14 protein-coding genes are annotated in these 17915 nt (G+C 55.0%); 4 read left to right on the top strand and 10 right to left on the bottom strand.

Features of this window, described 5'->3' with window-relative positions:
• The first annotated feature begins 18 nt into the window (after positions 1–18).
• The 3 genes from KP703_RS12455 (at position 19) to KP703_RS12445 (ending at position 5146) form a co-directional block, all read left to right on the top strand.
• Positions 19–1815: a glycoside hydrolase family 15 protein gene (locus KP703_RS12455; protein ID WP_215755181.1), complete on the top strand. Its 1797-nt coding sequence runs from the start codon at positions 19–21 to the stop codon at positions 1813–1815.
• A 222-nt stretch (positions 1816–2037) separates the two neighbouring features.
• Entirely contained in the window at positions 2038–2607 is a 570-nt protein-coding gene (locus KP703_RS12450) for a biliverdin-producing heme oxygenase (protein WP_215755180.1), read from the top strand.
• Positions 2600–5146 carry an HWE histidine kinase domain-containing protein gene (locus KP703_RS12445; protein WP_215755179.1) on the top strand — a complete coding sequence of 849 codons (2547 nt, stop codon included), beginning with the start codon at positions 2600–2602 and terminating at the stop codon, positions 5144–5146. The genes KP703_RS12450 and KP703_RS12445 overlap by 8 nt, the downstream gene beginning before the upstream one ends.
• 10 nt (positions 5147–5156) lie before the next feature.
• On the opposite strand, the gene KP703_RS12440 is transcribed toward KP703_RS12445, so the two are convergent.
• The 10 genes from KP703_RS12440 to KP703_RS12395 form a co-directional block, all read right to left on the bottom strand.
• A complete protein-coding gene (locus KP703_RS12440) occupies positions 5157–5918 on the bottom strand; it encodes an ABC transporter ATP-binding protein (protein WP_215755178.1) in 762 nt (253 codons plus the stop codon).
• A complete protein-coding gene (locus KP703_RS12435) occupies positions 5915–6922 on the bottom strand; it encodes an iron ABC transporter permease (RefSeq protein WP_215755177.1) in 1008 nt (335 codons plus the stop codon). Before KP703_RS12435 ends, KP703_RS12440 begins: the two co-directional genes overlap by 4 nt.
• Positions 6919–7749: an ABC transporter substrate-binding protein gene (locus tag KP703_RS12430; protein WP_215755176.1), complete on the bottom strand. Its 831-nt coding sequence runs from the start codon at positions 7747–7749 to the stop codon at positions 6919–6921. The genes KP703_RS12435 and KP703_RS12430 overlap by 4 nt, the downstream gene beginning before the upstream one ends.
• Before the next feature lie 213 nt (positions 7750–7962).
• Positions 7963–8343, bottom strand: a complete 381-nt coding sequence (locus tag KP703_RS12425) for a hypothetical protein (protein WP_062140408.1) — start codon at positions 8341–8343, stop codon at positions 7963–7965.
• 203 nt (positions 8344–8546) lie between these two features.
• Positions 8547–9608, bottom strand: coding sequence for a glycosyltransferase family 4 protein (locus KP703_RS12420; RefSeq protein ID WP_215755175.1), 1062 nt, complete (start codon positions 9606–9608; stop codon positions 8547–8549).
• Between the two features lie 48 nt (positions 9609–9656).
• On the bottom strand, positions 9657–10784 hold the full coding sequence (locus tag KP703_RS12415; RefSeq protein ID WP_215755174.1) for a glycosyltransferase: 1128 nt from the start codon (positions 10782–10784) through the stop codon (positions 9657–9659).
• Positions 10778–11686, bottom strand: a complete 909-nt coding sequence (locus KP703_RS12410; RefSeq protein ID WP_215755173.1) for a formyl transferase — start codon at positions 11684–11686, stop codon at positions 10778–10780. Before KP703_RS12410 ends, KP703_RS12415 begins: the two co-directional genes overlap by 7 nt.
• 124 nt (positions 11687–11810) lie before the next feature.
• Positions 11811–13196, bottom strand: coding sequence for a cytochrome-c peroxidase (locus KP703_RS12405; protein ID WP_373687492.1), 1386 nt, complete (start codon positions 13194–13196; stop codon positions 11811–11813).
• A 94-nt stretch (positions 13197–13290) separates the two neighbouring features.
• Entirely contained in the window at positions 13291–15789 is a 2499-nt protein-coding gene (locus KP703_RS12400; protein WP_215755172.1) for a phosphocholine-specific phospholipase C, read from the bottom strand.
• Positions 15790–15864: 75 nt separating this feature from the next.
• Positions 15865–17538: a TonB-dependent receptor gene (locus tag KP703_RS12395; RefSeq protein WP_252354053.1), complete on the bottom strand. Its 1674-nt coding sequence runs from the start codon at positions 17536–17538 to the stop codon at positions 15865–15867.
• Positions 17539–17731: 193 nt separating this feature from the next.
• Between KP703_RS12395 and KP703_RS12390 the strand changes: the two genes are divergently transcribed.
• A partial coding sequence (locus tag KP703_RS12390) for a transposase (RefSeq protein ID WP_215755171.1) occupies positions 17732–17915 on the top strand: 184 nt, incomplete at its 3' end.

Below are 17915 nucleotides of genomic sequence, written 5' to 3'. Positions count from 1 at the left end.
TCTGCACAGGATGCCGGTATGTCCTCTCACGATCCGTTTCCGCGCCGCATTCTTCCCCTCCCTATTGAAGACTATGCCTTGCTGGGGGACTGCCATACTGCGGCACTGACCGGGCGGGATGGCACTATCGACTGGCTCTGTCTGCCGCGTTTTGACAGCCCAGCCTGTCTGGCGGCGTTGCTGGGAACGGCAGAACACGGGCACTGGGCTTTACACCCGGCAGAACCCGTTCTCAGCGTGCAGCGCCGTTATCGTGATGACACCCTGATTTTGGAAACCACATTTACCACCCAAAATGGTGAAGTGATGTTGACGGAGTGCATGCCGGTTGAGCAGGAGCACCGCACGCTCATCCGCCGCGTTATGGCTGTCCGTGGGCAGGTGCATATGCGTTGCAGCCTGCGTCTGCGGTTTGATTACGGGCAAACCATCCCCTGGGTTACCAAACTGCCTGATGGAAGCGGCCTTTGCGCCATCGCAGGGCCGGATCAGGTAATTTTACGATCCACAGTGCCGCTCCAGGGACGACATCTGACGACAGAAGCCTTTTTCAAGCTGAAAGAAGGTCAGACAGAAACCTTTGTCCTGCAACATGCCCTCTCGCACGAGCCTCTTCCTTCCGCACTGGATACGGAGGCAGCGTTGGCCTACACCGAGCAATGGTGGCGGAACTGGTGCGCACACTGCACTTATAAAGGGCCATGGCGAGAGGCCGTTCTCCGCTCTCTGATTGTCCTCAAGGCCCTCACCTACGCGCCAACCGGCGGGATTATTGCCGCCCCCACAACGTCTTTGCCAGAAGATCCCGGCGGTATCCGGAACTGGGACTATCGCTATTGCTGGTTGCGGGATGCAGCCCTGACCCTCTCCGCATTTATTTCCTGCGGGTATCACACGGAGGCTCAGGCCTGGCGCAACTGGCTCCATCGCAGCATTGCGGGAGAAGCCAGCCAGATTCAGATCATGTATGGCCTGTGCGGAGAGCGGAGTTTGCGGGAATGGACTGTTGAAAGCCTGCCCGGCTACCACAAGGCTTATCCTGTTCGTATTGGCAATGCAGCAGCGGATCAGGTGCAGCTGGATATTTACGGCATCATGGCGCATGTCGCCCAGCTTGGACGGGCTGCAAGGCTGCACAACCGCCACTCTGCCTGGGCTCTGCAAACAAAGGTCGTCAACTGGCTGCAGCACATCTGGAGGCAGCCTGATCAGGGCATCTGGGAAGTGCGGGGAGGCCCGAGGCAGTTCGTGCATTCCAAAGTAATGGCCTGGTTCACGTTTCAGGTCTCTTTGCAGGACATGGAACGCTACGGCCTCCCCGGCCCCAAGGAAAGCTGGACCCGGACCCGCGATGCCCTACACGCCGATATTTGTAAAAATGGTTTTAACAAAGATCTTGGCAGCTTTGTACAGTTTTACGGGGGCGATACTCTGGATGCCGCTTTACTGCTCCTCCCCCGCGTGGGTTTTCTGCCGTATGATGACCCCCGTATTCAGAAAACCATTGCGATGATTGAAAAAAACCTTCTCAGGAATGGTTTTTTGCAAAGATACAAAACTTACAACAATGTTGATGGCCTGAACTCCACGGAAGGAGCCTTTCTGGCCTGCACCTTCTGGCTGGCCGATGCCTATGCGCTGACAGGCCGGCGAGAGGAGGGTGTGGCCTTATTTGAAAAACTGCTGAGCCTGCGAAACGATGTCGGCCTGCTGGCCGAGGAGTATGATCCACAAAACAACACGCAACTTGGCAATTTTCCGCAAGGCTTTTCCCATCTGGCTCTTATTCATACAGCATTAACGCTTTCCGCTTAGCGTAATGGGGCCTCTGTCCTTTCAGACGGTCTGCTTTAACTGAAAATTAACACGGATTAGTGATAATAAACAGATCGTATCCTTCTCTCTTCAAATGTTGCCTATCCGGCACATGAATGCGATGATACGTTTACGTTAACCGATACGCAGATCCTGTTGCCTGTTTTTAAAACCATGCGGGACCCTCTGGCGTAGCCTTTTCCAGATGGTGCGAGGTCAGGCATGGCGCAAAGCTCACGTCGTTTTTTTCTGCGGGACAGAACACATCACGAACATACAGAGCTGGATCAGCTCATTGGCCCTCTGACATCCGAGCCTGCGTATCGCCGCTATCTGAAAAGCCTTGCCGCGTTCCGGATCGGTGCAGAGCAAGCCATGAGCAAGGTCAGATGGCCAGAGAGCCTAGCTGGCTGGGCCCCCGTATCCCTGAGTGTCATGATGCAGGCGGACCTGAAGGATCTTCAGGAAATCCATCATCCCATGCCTGATTTCCCCCCTCCGGCGTCCATCCCGGCGCTACTGGGGGTGCTGTATGTTCTGGAAGGCTCGTCCCTCGGCGCACGCTTTCTGGCCAGACAGGTTTCCGCTCTGGGTTACACGCAGGATTTTGGGGCACGGCATCTGGCAATCCAGACAGCGTCTCCCGATAACTGGCAGCATTTCCTTCGCCTTCTGGAGAGCGCTTCTGAGTGGGATGCAGACGTCGCTGCAGGTGCTGCCCACAGTCTTTTTCGCTATGCCATTGATGCCGTAAGGCACACAGATCGTCTTACGGAAACATCTCATGGTTGAATTCGGTCAGGCAGACCTTACCAGCTGCGATAAAGAACCGATCCATATCCCCGGCAGTATTCAGCCGCATGGCTGTTTACTGGCCTGTGAGGGCGATACATTCCGGGTGCGACGTGTTTCTGCCAATGCTGCTACCATGCTGGGGTTCGCCGGGCTGGCTCCGGGTGTCCTGCTTTCGGATTATCTGAGCGCCGCTACACTGCACGCCCTGCGCAATGGTCTGGCGCATAGCCTCTCCCTTGGGCGGCCGGCCTATATGTTTGGCGTGCATCTTGCCGGGGCGACTGCGTTCGATCTCTCCATTCATGTCTCTGGCGACGATATTGTCATTGAGTGTGAGCCGGAAGGCGCGCCGGAAGACAATAGCCAGTCCGTCGCCAGTCTGCGGATGATGCTGGACCGCCTGCGGAACATGTCGGACATGGAAACCCTCTTCAGGGCCGTCGTGCGGCTGATGCGGGGGATGCTGCATTATGACCGCGTGATGATCTATCGCTTTGACCCCGACTGGTCCGGCAAGATCGTGGCGGAAGCGCGTTCTTCGGTTCTTGAGAGCTTTCTGGGCCAGCATTTCCCCAGCGCTGACATTCCAGCTCAGGCCAGAGATCTGTATCAGCGCGCCCTGATCCGCATGATCGGGGATGTCAGCTACACCCCGGTCCCTGTGCAGGGAATGCCGGGGCTTGGGCCGCTGGATATGTCTCTTTCCCAGTTGCGCAGCGTCTCACCCATTCATTGTGAATATCTGACCAATATGGGCGTGGGCGCGTCCATGTCCATTTCCCTGATCGTGGATGGGAAGTTGTGGGGCATGATTGCCTGCCACAACTATTCCCCCAAAATCCTGACATTGGGCGAGCGTACAATCGTCAAGATTTTTGGTGAGTTTGTGGCGCTGCGGATTGTGGTGCTGCTTAGAACCAGCCGCCTGCAGGTGACTCAGCAGACCCATACCCTGATTGAAAATTTTTTGAGAGAGGCAGTCCCGATGTCGGACATGCCTTCTTACCTGCGGCAGCATATTGCGGATCTGGCCCCCCTCATCCCCTGTGATGGGATCGGGTTATGGATCAATGGTCAGTGGACCACACACGGAGCGGCTCCCTCCGCGCCGGATGTTGTGCTGGGGCTGGTTTCCATCGCGCATGAACGCGCCGGGCACCATATCTGGCATACGGATCATCTGACGTGCCTCACCCCGGATGCGGCAGCCTTCCTGCCTGATGTCGCTGGCGTGATGATTATCCCCATCTCAGCCCAACCGAAGGATTACGTCTTCCTCTTCCGGCGAGAAATTCTCCAGACTCTGAACTGGGGCGGTGACCCAAACAAAACCTATACAAGTGGCCCGCTCGGGCCCCGTCTTACCCCCCGCACCAGCTTTTCCATCTGGAAGGAAGAGGTACAGGAAAAATGCCTTCCCTGGACGGATAATAATCTGGAAGCTGCCGGACTGGTCCGCTCCGGGCTGATTGAGGTGATGGGCGCCTACCATCAGCAGCAATTAAAGGAACGCTCTCAGGCTGACACGCGCCAGCGCATGCTGAATGAAGAGCTGAGCCACCGGGTGAAGAATATTCTCGCTGTAGTGCAATCCCTCATGGCGCGGCCCGTGCCGGAAGGCCGCACGATGCAGGAACATTTCGTTATTCTGCAAGGTCGCGTGAAGGCTCTGGCGACAGCGCATGATCAGGTGGTTCGCACCGATGGCGGTGGCCTGCTTTACCCGCTTCTGGAAGCCGAACTGGCCCCTTATCGGCTGCTGCCCGATACCATTACACTTTCTGGCCCGCAGATCTGGCTGACAGGGCGCGCCTTGTCCGTCATGGCGTTGATTGTGCATGAACTGGCAACCAATGCCGCCAAATATGGGGCGTTTTCCAACCGTGAAGGCCGTTTGCATGTCTCTTGGTGGCAGGATGAGGCAACGCAGGACTGGGTGATCACCTGGCAGGAAGTCGGTGGCCCACCCATCAACGAGCCTGAGAGCAAAGGCTTTGGTTCCATTTTGCTGGATCGGGCTGTTCCGCATGAGTTGCATGGCAAAACAATAAAAGAATTTCGAACGGAAGGGCTTTTCATCCGTTTTACTCTTCCCAGCCACCATGCTGAGGTGATCACACAGGAGAACAGCACCATGCAGGAACCCCTGAAAGCAGAAGTCATGCAGGCAGACCGCATGCGGCTGCAGGACAAGAGTATCCTGATTGTGGAAGATCAGCTGTTGATTGCGATGGATGTTGAGCAGGCTCTGGCAGACCACGGACTTTCTGATGTGCGTACAGTTTCTTCTGTTTATGAAGCTCTGCAGGCCATACGGACCCACCACCCTGATCTTGCTCTGCTGGACTTTAATCTGGGCGATGAAACCTCGACCGATGTGGCCCGCACGCTGCGGGAGCGAGGCATCCCCTTCCTGTTTGCTACGGGATATGCTGACCGCTCCATGATCCCCACAGAATTTCATGACGTACCGGTCGTGCGTAAGCCCTACTCACCCGCGACCCTCATCCGGGAAATGGAAAAACTCATCGGCTGAGAGGTTTTTTTCAGGGACAGAGATCCCACGGCACGGGGATTGTTCCAATCCGCCGTGTCGTGACCTGATACACATCCCGCACCAACGTTTCCGCCAGCACGTCCTCCGGCAGGCCGTGAGCACGGATTGCCCCATCCTGCATCAGCACGAGCTGGTCGCAAAAGCGGGCTGCCAGCGCCAGATCATGCAGCACGACCACCACGGCCTTGCCGTCCTGATGCGCGGCTTTCTGAAAAAGTGACATCACCATCAGCGCATGCGCCGGGTCCAGTGCCGCAACAGGCTCATCAGCCAGCAGAACTGGCGCGTCCACACAGAGCATCCGGCAAAGCGATAACCGCGCCAGCTCACCGCCGGAAAGACGATGGGCGGGACGGTCTGCACTTTGTAACAATCCCGTTTGCTCAAGAGCTTCCGTCACTTTGGGATGATGAAACGCCACGGAACCGCTTTCTCCATGCGCCAGCCTGCCCAGGGCCGCGACATGGCGCACGCTCATGGGCGGTGGACGCACAACCTCTTGTGGCATGAACGCAATCTGGCGGGCACGCCAGTGTGCCGGGGCTGAGGCAAGGTTCTGGTCATCAAGCAGAAGACACCCCGTATCCGGAACCTTTAACCCGGCGAGCAGACGCAACAGGCTGCTTTTCCCTGCTCCGTTCGGGCCAATCAGCCCTACCACAGCGCCGCTCTGCACAGAAATGGTGACAGACCGCAGGATCTGCTGGCCACCGAGGGAAAGAGATACATCTGACGCAAGCAGGCAGGTCATACGCCATCCTTCCGCAGCTTCAACACCCGATGGAAGAAGACGGGCGAACCCACCAGAGCGGTCAGAACACCAAGCTGAAGTTCCGGCCCGGATGCCGTCATCCGGACAACATTATCAGCCACCAGCAACAAAGCAGCTCCGCCCCAGAATGACGGCCAGAGCAGGCGAGAGGGCTGATAGCCCGTCAAACCGCGCAAGACATGCGGCACGACCAGCCCCACAAACCCGATCGCGCCTGAGACCGCCACGCAAGATCCAACAGCCAGTGCTGTTCCCAACACAACCCGCATCTGCACGCCCCGCCAACCGGTGAGGACAAAACCCATACTGGTGGCGACCTCTTCCCCCAATGTCAGAGCATCCAGCGCCCGGCCTGTTGTCAGCATCAGAGCACTCCCCAGAACGGCCCCCGGCAGACAAATGGCGACATCCGTAAAGGTCCGGTCTGTCAGGGACCCCATCAGCCAGTGCATGATTTCAAAAGAGGCATAAGGGCTTGGGACCAGATTCAGTGTCAGCGCTGTCAGGGCTGCGGTAAAGCCGCTTAAGGCCGCGCCCGCCAGCAGGAGCACGAGCACACCTCCGTCCCCCACCAGCAACATCAGCAACGCGACTGCGGCAAAAGCACCAATCAACCCACCAAGCGGAAGGGCTACAAGCGAGACCTGCATCAACCCTGTATAAAAGACGCACACAGCCCCCAGCGCCGCCCCTCCGGATACGCCCAGAATACCCGGGTCTGCCAGCGGGTTGCGCATGTAGCCCTGCAAGGTTGCGCCGGAAAGACCGAGCACACCGCCCACCAGAATGCCCAGAAGCGCGCGTGGCAGACGTAACTGCTCCAGAATAATGGCTCCGGCAGTAGGACGGCCTGCCAGAACATCCTGCACAGCCTGCACACCAGCAATGGAGCTTTCCCCGTGCCAGAGGGACACAACAAACAGTACACCTACGCAAGCAGCCAGACAAAAAGAGAGGCCTCGTCCCTGTTGACCTGTGATCATCGGAGAGCCTCCAGTGCGGCACGATTAACTTGAAGGCGACTGATGACATCCAGCGTTTGCGGCAAGCCACATAGCCATAATCTGGCAGGAATATCGGCCTTATGCGCTTCGGGAAAAGCGTTCTGCAGAACCGGATTATCGAGCATGGCCTGAGCAATGGAGTAGCCTTGCCCGGAGCGATCAAGAATAAGCAGATCAGGCGGATGAGCGATCAGGGTTTCCAGAGGGAGCTTGCGCATATGACTCATCCCCTTCTGGCCTGTATAGTTCTGAAACCCGGCATGGCGCAGGACATCGTCCGGTAGACTTCCCGGCTGCGTTACAAAGCCATTGGCAGCATAGATGGCCGCGACGGGACCCTTTGGGTCTGTCACGCTCAGTTCAGCCAGACGCGCGCGAAATGCAGCTACAAGCTGCCTGCCACGCTCAGGCTCGCCAATAGCGTTCGCAACCGTCATGATTTGTAGGGGAATATCGTCCAGCTTATCCGCTGGTCTGAGCGCCACCACGGGCAACCCTAACGATCTGGCGACCTGCATGGCAACGCGTGCCGTATACGTGCCACCCAGCACAATATCCGGTTGATGCGCCACAACGGCTTCGGCTGAAACGCGCACCGTGGGCACTGTACGCGCCTGTTCGCACAGCACCGCGTTCTGGCAATCCCGCACCATAGGGCTAAGCCCCACAATGTTTTCAGGGTTTGCCAGCATCAGTACCAGCTGATCGGTACACAGATTGAGCGAGGCTATCCGGTGCTTTGGCTCGGCCAGAGCCACATGCGCCCCAGAACACAGAACCAGCCCCAGCAGGAACCATCGCCACATCAGCACGTCAGATGGCTAAAGGAACATTGGAAACAGAGGGGCATAGCGGCCTTCATCCCGTGACACATCACTCTTGTCACCAGACCATATCCCTACAAAGCCGCATAGACCGCACCAGATGGCGGCCCCGGCCCTGTAAACATACCCGCCAGATCACCCCGTCCGACAGTATCCAGTCACGCCTGCCTCAAAAACCCGCAAAAATGAGGTCTGTCAAGCAGGCGGTGGAAACGGCTCATGCAAGGCACGCCGTCGCACACAGCGGGGTAGCAGTGTTTGTAGCATGCTCAGGGTTGCGGTGTCAGAAAGCCCGGTTTCATTGGAAAACTGGGTCAGTTCTTCAGGCGTGAAGAATTGCTTGATTTCAGCTTCCGTCGCAGGCGGCGCATTATCCTGTGCCTGCCAGCCGCGAATGACGTCAATCATCCCGGCAGCACTGGCGCGTTGCTCCAGTTTGCTGGGCGCATCGGGCTGGGGGACCGGGCCAAGCAGATCATTCAGGACAGAAAGCATGCCGGAGACATCCTTGCTGGCCAGAGTCATGAAATCCCCAACCTGGGTGACGGCAGATGTGAGTTGTTCTGTAATTTTCATAGGAACCACCTTGCCTAGGGCCCAGAGAACGTCCGCTGTGGCTGTCTTCCCGCCTTATCGGATCATCCTGCTCAACCGGATAAGCTCTCTTCGTGGAAAGGGAGCTATCCATCCAACGCCGGCCAGGCTGGACACGTTGCGGCCTCGTCCGCATCCTCACTGAAATGTGTTGGCAACCGTTTAAAGTCAGGCAGCCAGACGGCTTACAGCCCTAGCGTCCTGCACCATAGGGAAATGACATGATCTCGGCTGAATAGAGCCATCCGGTCTTTCCCCTCTCTGGAAAAAGCCAGACGTTTTTCCGGGTTTGCCATCAGGTTTAAAAGCCCTTCAGCCAGCCCCGCCACATCATTCTGGGGCACCAGAATTCCTGTCTGATCGGGGATAATAATTTCAGCAGGCCCGGTTTCACAATCAAACGCCACAATCGGTACACCAAAAGCAGCCGCCTCCAGCAGCACCATGGGCAGCCCCTCAAACCGCGAGGACGACACCATGAGGCCTGCCTGAGCAAATAGCGCGGCAACATCCTTTTGCGCCGGCCCAACACTGGCGCGTTCAAGGGTGGCAGCCTGTTCTGTCAGCCGGGTCTTTTGAGGTCCCTCGCCCACAATCGTCAGCTTCCAGCCCGCAGAGCGAGGATCCTCTTCAACCAGCTTCCAGGCCTGCAGGAGCCGGTCGAACCCTTTTTGCGGGCTTAACCGCCCCAATGCCAGCACCATGCGGGCCGCGATATCATAGGGCTTTTCAGAAACGGGGGGAGCCATATTGGGAATACAGTGCACCTGCGCTTTGGGCTGTGCCTTTTGTTGCCAGATGCTCTGGTCCCGATGAGTCAGCGTGACAATATCATTCGCCCATTTTGCAGCGATAAGACGCCCCCAGCGTCTCTTCTTTTTCCCCAGATCGACATTGTAATTGAAATGTTCCCACACAATACACCGCACGCCGGCCAGTCTGGCCGCCGCAACCGCGTAGAGTGCATGCGTTGATTCCACAACAACCAGCGTTTCCAGCTTTTTACGTTTGATAAGATGATAGAGGCGCATGATCAGCGTGGGCGCAGACCACAAAAGCGAGACATGCTGTGCTGATAAAACAGCCCGCTTGATGCGCTCATCCATAGAATAGGCAGGCGGCCCTTCTGAGAGAACTTCTATCAGCGTGATGTCCGCATAGTCAGCCAGACCATTCATTACAGCGCAGCACGTACGCTCCGTACCGCCCATCAGGCCTATTGTGTGGATAACAAACCCGACGCGCATCTCTGCTCCTCTTTAACCAATGCACCAAAGCGCATCTCCAACACTGACCTAATGTTTTTTTGCCGTTTCAAGCAAAGTGGACATCAGGTGAAGGTAGGCCTGCCCACCATAATCAATTGAAAAAGGCCTTACAGCCTCAGCCAGCCTTTGACTATCCGGGGCAGGTTTTTCCAAAACTGCAATCATGGCCCGCGCAAGAGCGCCACTGTCTCCCACCGGCACAACATGCACAGCCTCGGAACATCCAACAAAATCACGGGCAGCAGGAGTGCAATCCGTTGTGATGACCTGACGGCCGGCCGCAAGCGCTTCCAGAACAACGGCACCATATCCTTCCCGTCGGGATGAAAGGACAAACAGACGAGCGTCATCCAGATAGGGCCGGATATCTGTGACATAGCCTGTGAGCCGAACCTTGTCCTGCACGCCCTTACGGGCAGCGAGATCAAGCAGCGCCTTCTGATCAGGCCCTGCCCCGCAAATCGTCAAAGTTGCGGCGGGATAGTGTGTGGCGACAGATGCGAAGGCCTCAATTAGCAGATCAAACCCTTTTGCGTGCGTCAGTCTGCCTGCTGCCAGAATATTAAAATTGCCTGCGTCTGGCATCCGGGCTGCCGGAAGACTTCCGCAGAGCGCGGGTAACGGAATAACATCCGCGACAGGCCGCCTGAATAAGCAGTTGGCTTCCTCTGCCGTGGTGTGGTCAAGCGCCACCAGTTTGTCAGATTTCCTCAACAGAAAACGCATTCGTATGTTGAAGATTTTTTGCGCCCAGACAGAACGCCCGGGTTTATAAATTGGAGAACTGATTTGCGTCAGAATAACAGGGCGTACCTTCGGGGGCAGTCTCCCCAGTGTATAAGCCACAGGCCAATGATAATTCCCTGGCACAAAGCATGCTTTTACCGGGTTTTTCTGGAAATACTTCGCCGCTTTTTTAGCGAGCTCCGCCATGGATGACCGGGAGCGGCAAATCGGTTTGGGGGCAATAACCAGCCTGACTGCCGGGGCCAGCAGATCCCGCATCTCGCCCGCTTCTGCCCCGGCGAACACAACAACAGGATAGCCCTGCAGAGACCAGTAATTGGCAAGCCGAATAGCAATCCGCTCGGACCCACCAAACACAAAGTCATGGATAACAATGCCGATTGAAAAAAAGTCTTTGTTTTTCAGCATTTTTTTTGCAGAAACTTCTTAGACTCTCGAATGAGTTCAATAGACAACCCATGGGCAGATAGTTCTGTCCGTTTGACATCAAACACCGTGACAGGCCCTGCGGCTGAAAGCGTATGCATGCCTTCTGTATACGGTGCAAACTGTGCCGGAATCCTGATCCTGGCACCAGCGTGTGTCACGACCCGATCAGGGGTCAGCACTTCAAACCATAACGGCCGTATAGCCCCGCCATAGGTCCAGGAACAATCCTGCACCGGCAGCATGACCCGTCCATTCAGAACACGTGGTGTTCCGCCGGGCCGTGTACTGGCTGAGTCAAACCGGACAGGGTTGCGCGGGTGGCGTGTCCACGGCCCCTTTAACTGCTCGGCAAAAGCCAGATGCAGTTCCCCCACCGGCTTGGGCGGCTTGCTGGCCGGTGTATAAAAAAGCCACCACAGACCGTCATGGAAAAAGGGAGTGGCATCCACAGCCACATCGGGCCCCAGATCAATCACGCAGGCAGGCTCCCACACGTCGGGGAATGATGCTGCGCGATACAGAGTCAGTTTTCCTGAGTGATACGCTTCCGGCAGCATCCAGATCTCACCGTCTGCTTCAAACACATACGGATAGGACAAATGCCAGGGCTCAGAAAGTACAACGCGCCGCCCCAAAAATTTGAAGCATGCGTCATAAATAAAGACTTCTATAATTCCATGACGGGTTCGATAGTCAAAAGTTTCAACAAAGATATAGAGCGTGTTGTTTTTCCAGAACCCGAAGGGATCGGCCATAAACTGGAAAGACTTCATCTCAGGAAGCCAGGTGACAGTTTCTGCCTTTACACCGGCTTCTTCAATAATGGCATCCAGAGGCGTAGCAGAAATACCGACACGCCATATATCTTTACGGAGACCCAATTAAGAAACCTTTTACATTCATAAAAATTAACACAAGAACGTTTCTGTTCTTGGAAAGTCATAATGAGCACTTAAATTTTTATCAAGGTCAACAACCCGGAAAGCAGAGCAGATCCGCATCTTATTAAAGCCTGTTGGCCTGCCCCGTTTCCCCCGCCCAGCCATCTGTCAGTGTTTGCAGGAATGCAATAATGGCCTGCCGTTCTGCCCTGGTCAAAGCGGGAGCCTGCCCAGGCTTGCGGTCAAACGGCGCATCGATTGTATCGACGTTGCCCCGATAAGCCGCCGGAATATCATTATAGGTCTGAACCTTGCCGTCCGGCCCTTTGGGGTAAAAGCGCTCCGGCTCAAGATCCCGCAACACATAAAAATCCATGACATCTTCTAAGGAATGAAAAACGCCATTGTGGAAAAAACTATGCCGGGTTGCGGCATTCCGCAAAGTTGGTGTCGCAAACATCCCGCAATAAGGCGCAAGGTCTTTCCGGCCTCCAGGCTTCTGATCACACACCCCAAGATCATAATATGCCGGATCATGCGTATGCTGGAGGGCAAAATTACGAGGCGCAGCCAGCGCTTCGTATTGATGGTCCGTAAAAAGAGGCGGTAAACCGTCGCTCCGCACCGTATCGACATGACACGCTGCACAGTTTCCCTTCTTAGGGTCATTGAACAAAAGATACCCTTCCCGCTCCATAGGAGAGAAGCGGGCTTTGCCTTGCAGCCAGGCATCAAACTTGCTGCTATACGGATGAAAATTCTGGTCCTCAATCTGATAGCGCGCCAACGCAAACAGGCCTTCGGAAAGCAGAAAATCAGAAGATGCCTTACCGCGAGCACCAGCCAGATCCCGCAAAGGTGCAGCATAATCCACGGTTTGCAGGCGCGCGCTGACTTTCTCCGGTGTAGCCGCCATTTCATCCGGGTCAAACATGGGGCCGCTGGCCTGCTGGTGCAGTGTATCAGCCCGACCATCCAGAAACAGACCGCCCTGCGGCACCAGATTGGCTGCTGAGCTTGCCGTGTTCACGGCACTTTTGGCAGCATGGGCACCTCCCGTCACGGGCACCGCAATTGTGGGGGCAATATCATCAGCAACAGCATCATCAGGCCCAATGCTGAACGGCGGTTGACGCTCCAGATAGGTCAGGCTGGGGATCGCACGTCGTCCCTCTCTGTCGCCCGTTGCGCCGCCTTTAAAGACCGGCGCTTTCCCAGATGGACCATAATGCAGGCTGGGCACATGGCAGGAGGCGCAGGATAACTTGCCGGAACCAGACAAGGCCGGATCAAAAAACATCGCCTTGCCCACTGTGGCCATCATGGACAAGGGTTGCTGTTTTTCCAGACGCAGGCTCCGGGGGCACGGGTTGCTCCCATCTGCCGCAGGGTTACAGGCTGCACCAGTCGCAGGCTCAGCTTTAGCCACCTGCCCGCTCAGCCCCAGCGCCAGCAGGACAGCACATCCTGCCACCAGAAATGTTGATTGCAGCAGCCTGAAAGAGCGCACGAATGAGAACCTTCTTTTAAACTGGCCGCCCCCAAGCAAGGCCACCGCTTCCCCTTATCTACAAAAGCCAGGAAAGCGGTTCAATGCGAGGTTTTTAGCCGGTCTGCAAGCCTCCCATTGCGATATCCGTCTTCCCAGGCCGCGTCGTTTCAACCCGACCGGCAAAATGGTACAGGAATTCAGGCTCCTCTGCAGCCGACACCATAATATCATACCACATAGCACTTTCGGCCAGATCAAACGGAACAGCCAGCGTCTGTCCGGCAAGCAGACGTACGGTGCGGTTTATCTGTCCGGCTTTGGAAATGCAGGTGAGTTCAACCTTTTTCTTTCCATGATTGCTCAGACTCAGCACCAGATCTTTTTTCTTACCGGCCAGATAACGGCAAGACGCTTCTATCCGCAGGCCATCCTGCTGGCCTTTGTAGCGTCGGTAAAAACCATTGGGAGCATGAACACCAACGTCATAGTGCCCCTGAGAAAACGAGGCCATGTCAAATGCAGCGTCCAGCGTATCGCCTGCCGCGACAGCATAGGTAGCTGCCTGCATGCCGTTGCTTGCCGGATTGGTGTAGCAATGCACGTTAAACGGTAAACCTGCGGCCTGCCGACCATATAAGGCCGTGCCTGCTTTCATATGCAGCTGAATGCTCCGGCCATCTGCGCTTACACCGCCGTCACAATAGGGTTCATACGGCAGCGCACAGGCTGGCCGGACACCCGGCTCCTGCCTTACGGTCTGCTGTATTTTCTCCGGATCGTTCCGTAGTTCTGCAATGTCGGCCGCTTCAAGCACCTTGAAACCGCTGGGCATTGGGCGATCTTTAGCATCTTCAATCATATGCAGATGGGCTTCACGATTCAGATAAGGCAATCCTGGCACAGAGCCATCATAGGGCCGGAAGCAGGAGGTCAGATCACCACTGATCGCACGACGCCATGGAGAAATATTAGCCTCAGAAATCTTTTTCCCAAACTTTTCCTGAACAAATCTCTCCAGAAAACGCAGTGTGGAGGTGTGTTCAAACAGCTGTGAATTCACCCACCCCCCTCGGCTCCAGGGAGACGCAATAATCATCGGCACGCGAAACCCCAGCCCAATCGGGCCGCTGCGCGCCTGATGTTCTGGCACGCCACGGGCAATTTCATCTTGCGCCGTTGTATATTCCAGCCCCTCCCCGCCAATGCTGCGAGAAAAGCGTCCTGTTTCAGGGCGTTTGGGATCTGGTGCGACATAAGAACAGCAATGGTCAAAATAACCGTCATTTTCATCATAGGTGATAATGAAAATCGTCTTTTTCCACACATCCGGATTTTCTGTCAGAATATCCATCACTTCCGAGACGTACCACGCCCCATACCAGGGGGACGTCGGGTGATCGGAAAAATGCCCGGGCGCTGAAAGCCAGGAGACGGCAGGCAGCTTACCCTCTTTCACATCCTGTCGGAACTGATACAGGATGTCGCCCTTCGGAGCCTTCATGCTGATGGATTTTTCTCCATCATGGAACGTCAGCTTTTCAAGCTCCCGATAATGTTTGTCGCCCTTGTTGGTCACAAAGGCTTTTTCAAACAAGCTACGCTCTTCAGGCGTCAGCTTCTCCAATGGTCGGCCAGACTGTGCCTTGCGGCGTGTCAGAACAGCCATCAGTTCCCGCGCTTCAGCCACCTTTTCTGCCTGTGTTTCTGACACCAGCATTTCCCGGCTATTGAGCCGGTCCAGATGGTTCTGGCAATCACTGATGCGGGCATCAAGCCAGTCATCATAGCCCGGATTGGCAGACACGACGTACTGATCAAAGCATTCCAGCACATTGGTGCTGAAATTGCTCAGCCAGCCCCGTTCCGCATCACTCATGCCGCCGGTTTGAGACAACTCGTTCTGATAATATTTCCAGGAGACACCGACACTCTCAAGTCGTTCAGGAAACGTATCCCACGTCATCCCGCCTTCAAGAATTTCGCCATTACGCATGTAGACATTGGAGGATGGGTCCTGACGATCCCGCACAGTTCCCGTCATGAACAACAGACGGTTAGGCGTCGTGCTGGTCATCGCGCCACAATAATTCTGGTCACAGACCGTAAACGCATCTGCCAGTGCATAATAGAACGGCAGATCTTCACGCGTGTAATATCCCATCGTCAGGGGATAGCGGTCATACCCTTTATGGTGGGATTTTTTGGCATCAATCCAACGATCATGGCCGCCATCATGCCAGGCATCAACCTGACTATCACGAGAATGCGGGATAGACCCCATCCACGTTACCCGCGTATCCCGAATGTTCAGCCGCCAGGGCAAATAGGTCTCCCCTGACTGACTCGCCTGCAGAAAGACCGAATTGCCGTTTGACTGACGCATGGCACGCGGGTCATTAAATCCCCGCACACCCTGCAACGTGCCAAAAACATGATCAAATGAACGGTTCTCCTGCATCAGGATCACCACATGTTCTGCATCTTTCCACGTAGAGCCGGCATCTGGCGCAATGGCAAAGGCGCGACGGACGGATTCAGGTAAGACTGCGCTGGAACCAGCCGCCGCACCGGACATAAGCGCGTATTTCAGGAAGTCTCTGCGTGTTGCCATGATCTGTGTATCGTCCAACTCAGGTTACAAGAATACCATCTATCCTGCTCAGCACAGGGTCGTTTTTTTATGTCATCAAAAATCGGCTGAAATGGTCGCCATCACAACAAAGGGAGACGCAATGACATAGGTTGGCTGCGAGCCCGAAAACGCCTTCCCTGTCACAATACCATGCTGGGTCTGGGCATTGGTTGTATAGCCATACATTGAAGACAAATAGTGATTATTTCCAAGATTAACCAGATTGAGCCTGATTTTCGGGCGTACCCGACCAATCTTGGGTAATTGTCTGCCAACGGCCAGATTTGCACTGACATAACTTGGAATACTCTGGTCATTCATCAGTGTGGAATACTGAGAGTCTGTATATTGCAGCGTGAAATTCCCAAACCATAGACCGTCATTATAGGTCAGACCGAGTGAACCGGAGAATTTGGGTGCCCCGACTTCCTGCTTGCCCTTTGTCGCCAGGTAATCCCCTTCATAAGCAATATTGTTGCCGTTTTTAGTGTGCATATACTGGCCAGAAGCATAGAAACTCAGATGATGCCAGGGATGTGTCGCCAGCTCTGCCTGAATCCCATAAGCCTCCATTCCGCCCGCATTGATCAGCTGAGAAATGGTGGAGGTTGAGCCCGGCTCATAGCTTTCAGCCGAAACCTGATGGTTGGTCACGTTGTAATGGAAACCGGCCACGTTGGCTGTCAGAAGCCCGCTGTAGCGATACCCCACTTCCTCGGTAATCATATATTCCGGTTTATAATCCGACATGGGGAGCGAGGTCGCCTTGCCGGTTGAATAGCTGTAAGACGAAAGCTGCGAGCTTAATGATGCAGGCAGATGGTAACCCGTTGTTCCATTAACATAAATCTGATGCTGCGGATTAAAACGATAGCTGATAAGGACCTGCGGGGCCGGAACAAAAACGTTCTTGATGGATTTGTAATTGCTTCCCGTCACGCCCGGCAAATCCTGCGTATATTGACGGTTGGCCATTGCCATTCTGATCCCGCCATCAATCGTCAGGCGGCCATTCAGGAAGACCATTTTGTCATCAACAGCAAAGCTATTGAGCTGCTGCAAACCGTTTTCGTTATCTTCACTAATAAGCTGCCCACCGTTCGCCGTTAACGGCGCACCATGAGCACTCCATTCCCCCTTACCGTTCACGGGATAGAAATTCTGGCTCGCCGCTTCCTGCGCGTAGGAGTACCAGTAGGTCAGACTCAGGGTATTGAATTTATGCTTCCAGCGCCCTGTCAGCGTCAGGCCGGAAGACAGCGTATACCAATCCGAAACCTCAACAGATGTCAGCTTGCTGACAGCCGGATCATAGCCCGGAAGATCCTTATAATTATCGAGATGTTTATATTTTTCCGCCCCGGCATAGCCATTTGAAACAGGCACCGTTTCGCCATACGTGTAGGGACCATGAAATTCTACGGAATAAGCTTCTGCATCAAGACTGAGGCCATGACCAAACGTGAAATGATTTTTCAATGCCCCATAAATGGCACCGGTATTCTTGGAATTTAAACCAGAATAATGAGTGTCCCCATTATAATACTGCTTATTCAAACCATAATCGACGCCATATTTGTTCCAGTTCGCAAGAGAGGGATAGAGCCACTCCCCCTGCTGCGCCTTGGTAAATCCAAAAATAGCTTCAGAGTCACTGTGGTCTGCCCAGCTCTTTGTAACGGCTGCATCGACATGCCACTTTCTGATATTCCCATCCCCACGCCACATATCACTCCGTGCGTAGGAGCCAGAGGCAAAAGCTCTGACACCGGAATTCCCAATCTCTCCTGTATCGTAGCGGATGAAATCCTTATTGGTCCCATAGGAACCACCAGAACCTGCTACATGAATGGTAATCCCCCCATAAAAAGAGTGACTTTTGAATGAGAATTTTCTCAGCGTAAGAATTGAGGAGATTCTGATGAAGAGTGATCGCTTTACTGACGCCCAGATCATGGGTGTGATCCGCCAGGCTGAGGGCGGTGTCCCGGTTCCTGACCTGTGCCGGGAGCATGGGATTAGCAACGCCACGTTTTACCGGTGGCGCGCGAAATATGGCGGCATGGATGCTTCGATGATCAGTCAGATGAAGGCTTTAAGGCTTT

The sequence above is a fragment of the Acetobacter sp. P5B1 genome (assembly GCF_018811985.1).
GTDB classification, from domain to species: domain Bacteria; phylum Pseudomonadota; class Alphaproteobacteria; order Acetobacterales; family Acetobacteraceae; genus Acetobacter; species Acetobacter cerevisiae.
The sequence above is the reverse complement of the archived record's forward strand: the minus strand, read 5'-3'. Positions and strand labels throughout refer to the sequence as shown.